Raw genomic sequence first — 2,806 nt, 5'->3', positions numbered from 1 at the left:
GCCCGTGCCAGAACGCGGCCGAGGCCGGGCCGGTCGCGCTCCGGTGGCGCGAGCGATGGCGCCTGGCGGCCAGACGACGATGTGAGCCCGTTCGGCCCATGGCCGGTGTGGGAGGGAAGCGGGCCCCGACCTCTCGCTTTGACACGGACGGCCCGGTGTCGCCCGAAAGTGGTCGTTCAGATCACAGTCAGCGCCTCCCGTAAGCACCCGTTCGCCGGCCTCATCGCGACCTCGGTTCGGGGTGAAAAGCGAGCGCCATAGCTCGGCCGAGGAGCAATCCCTCGGCGACCACTGAAGGCGCACGTGCCATAAGGGGGCATGGCCCCTGAAATGTCCTCCGATGAGCCGAAGCGTGCGATCACGTCCTCGGGCAACTGCGAAACTCACGACCTCACGGTCTTCGACACGCTCAATGAGGGGTGTCACCGACCCAGCAAGAGGACGTCCGAGCGCAGCCTCTGCCGCTTCGTACGGCGTCGGCGGGGCATGACGCGGTGAGCGACGCGATGGCCTTCCTGGCTGGCGGCGGTGAGGCCGCGCGCCTCATCAGCGGGTGCGACTGGTCGGCCCATCCTCTCGGCTCCCCCGAGACGTGGCCGCAATCTCTCAAGACCGCGCTCTCGCTGGTCCTGAACTCGCCCGAGAGCATGATCCTGGCCTGGGGGCCGGACCTGCACTTCTTCTTCAACGACACCTATTCCCGCCTGCTCGGCCCCCGGGTGGCCTGGGCCACGGGCGAACGTTTCGACAGGGTCTGGGCCGACGCCTGGGAACAGGCCAAGCCCATCATCGAAGACGCCTTCGCCGGGCGCAGCCATCGCTTCGAGGACCTTCCGTGGAAGCTCGATACCGACCGGGGGGCGGCGCAGACCTGGTTCTCCTTCTCCTACTCGCGGGTGCTCGATGCCGACGGCAGGATCGCGGGCCTGTTCATCTTCGCCGACGAGACCACGCAGCGGGTGCTGACCGACGCCGCGCTCAAGGACAGCCAAGAGAGCCTGGAACGGGCACTCGGCGAGGTGCGCAGCCTGAACGCGACCTTGGAACAGCGCGTGGAGGAGCGCACGAACGAGCGAGACCTGATGTGGGACACCGCTCCCGACCTGATGCTGATCATCAACTTCGAAGGCGTCTTCCAGCGGGTCAACCCGGCATGGACCCGCCTGCTCGGCTACGAGCCGCACGAATTGGTCGGGCACCACGTCAACGAGTTCGTCCTGGTGGAGGACCACGTGGAAACGGTTGGTGCCTATACCGAGGCGGCCGAGGGCGGGATGCCCCACATCGTCAACCGCTACCGGCACAAGGATGGCTCGACGCGCTGGATCTCATGGACCGCCGCCCCGGCCGGAACGCTGACCTATGCGACCGGGCGCGACATCACCGAGGCCCGGGAAAGGCAGGCCGAGCTGGAGCAGGCACAGGAGGCCCTTCGCCAATCCCAGAAGCTGGAAGCCGTCGGCCAGCTCACCGGCGGGGTCGCGCACGATTTCAACAACCTGCTGACCATCATCCGCTCGTCCGTGGACTTCCTTCGACGACCGGACCTGCCAGAAGTGCGCAAGGATCGGTATCTCAACGCCGTCTCCGATACGGTTGAGCGCGCGGCCAAGCTCACCGGCCAGCTGCTCGCCTTCGCACGCCGGCAGACCCTCAAGCCAGAGGTGTTCGACGTCGGCGAGAGGATGCGCGGGATCGCGGAGATGCTCGATACCGTGACGGGCGCACGCGTCCACGTGGTCGCGGAGGTGCCCGATGCGCCCTGCTTCGTCCGAGCGGATCTAAGCCAGTTCGAGACCGCGCTCATCAACATGGCCGTCAACGCGCGCGATGCCATGGACGGGGAGGGAACGCTCACCCTGCGCCTCGGATGCCGGACGGTCCTTCCCGTCATCCGCGGCCATGCCGGCTCGCGCAAAGCCTTCGCCACGGTCTCCCTCGTCGACACGGGTTCAGGCATCCCCCCGGACCTGCTCAGCCGGATCTTCGAGCCGTTCTTCACAACCAAGGAGGTCGGCAAGGGCACGGGGCTCGGCCTGTCGCAGGTATTCGGCTTCGCCAAGCAGTCGGGCGGCGACATCGACGTTGCCAGCACCGTCGGGGAAGGCACAACCTTCACCCTCTACCTGCCGGAAGTCGAGCAAGAGGAGGTCCAGGACCGTGTCCGCGGGCCCGACGGGGGTCAGACGCCGCTCGGCACGGGGCAGCGCATCCTCGTCGTTGAGGACAACATCGGCGTCGGTCAGTTCGCGACCCAGATCCTTGAGGACCTGGGTTACCGACCGACCTGGGCAGCCAACGCCGAGGAGGCGCTGGACCGGCTAGGCGGCAATGGCGCAGGCTTCAACCTGGTTTTCACCGACGTGGTGATGCCAGGCATGGGTGGCGTAGAGCTCGCCAAGGCACTGCAGCGGCGGTTGCCGCACCTGCCGGTGGTCCTGGCATCCGGCTACAGCCACGTGCTGGCGCAGGAGGGCACGCACGGGTTCGAGCTGCTGCAGAAGCCGTACTCGGCAGTGCAACTGGGCGACATCCTGCACCGGCTCCTCGGCCTTCAAGCGAGGGGTTCGGTCTAAGCAGGCTCGGCTTCCGGCTTGGTCGGTGTGTTCAAGACCCCGCTATGTCCGCTTCGATGCACCTGTCGTCCGAAAGCGGACGGGCAGAGAACCACCCGACCCGGTCTGACGTGCCGGGCTACCGGTCAGCGGACCGTCCGAGGTTCTGCAAAGCGTCGGACGCGGACCGTCCATCCCGCCCGAGGGTCCGGCTGCCGCCCGCCGCAGAACGCGGCGCCGACGGGCGGGCC

General features: G+C 67.6%; 1 protein-coding gene. It reads left to right on the top strand.

Going from position 1 to position 2,806, the window contains the following annotated elements; genetic code table 11:
* Positions 1–506: 506 nt before the first annotated feature.
* The gene (locus tag FV223_RS24450) at positions 507–2,576 is read left to right on the top strand and encodes a PAS domain-containing sensor histidine kinase (protein ID WP_147729399.1); all 2,070 of its coding nucleotides are present in this window, start codon (positions 507–509) and stop codon (positions 2,574–2,576) included.
* Positions 2,577–2,806 lie beyond the last annotated feature (230 nt).

The sequence above is a fragment of the Methylobacterium sp. WL116 genome, from assembly GCF_008039455.1.
GTDB lineage: Bacteria > Pseudomonadota > Alphaproteobacteria > Rhizobiales > Beijerinckiaceae > Methylobacterium.
Note: the sequence above shows the minus strand (reverse complement) of the source record. Positions and strands in the feature narration are given on the sequence as shown.

What these genes read in the sequence shown, in the direction of transcription:
- FV223_RS24450 (WP_147729399.1), top strand. Translation starts at nt 507, where the DNA reads ATGGCCTTCCTGGCTGGCGGCGGTGAGGCCGCGCGCCTCATCAGCGGG.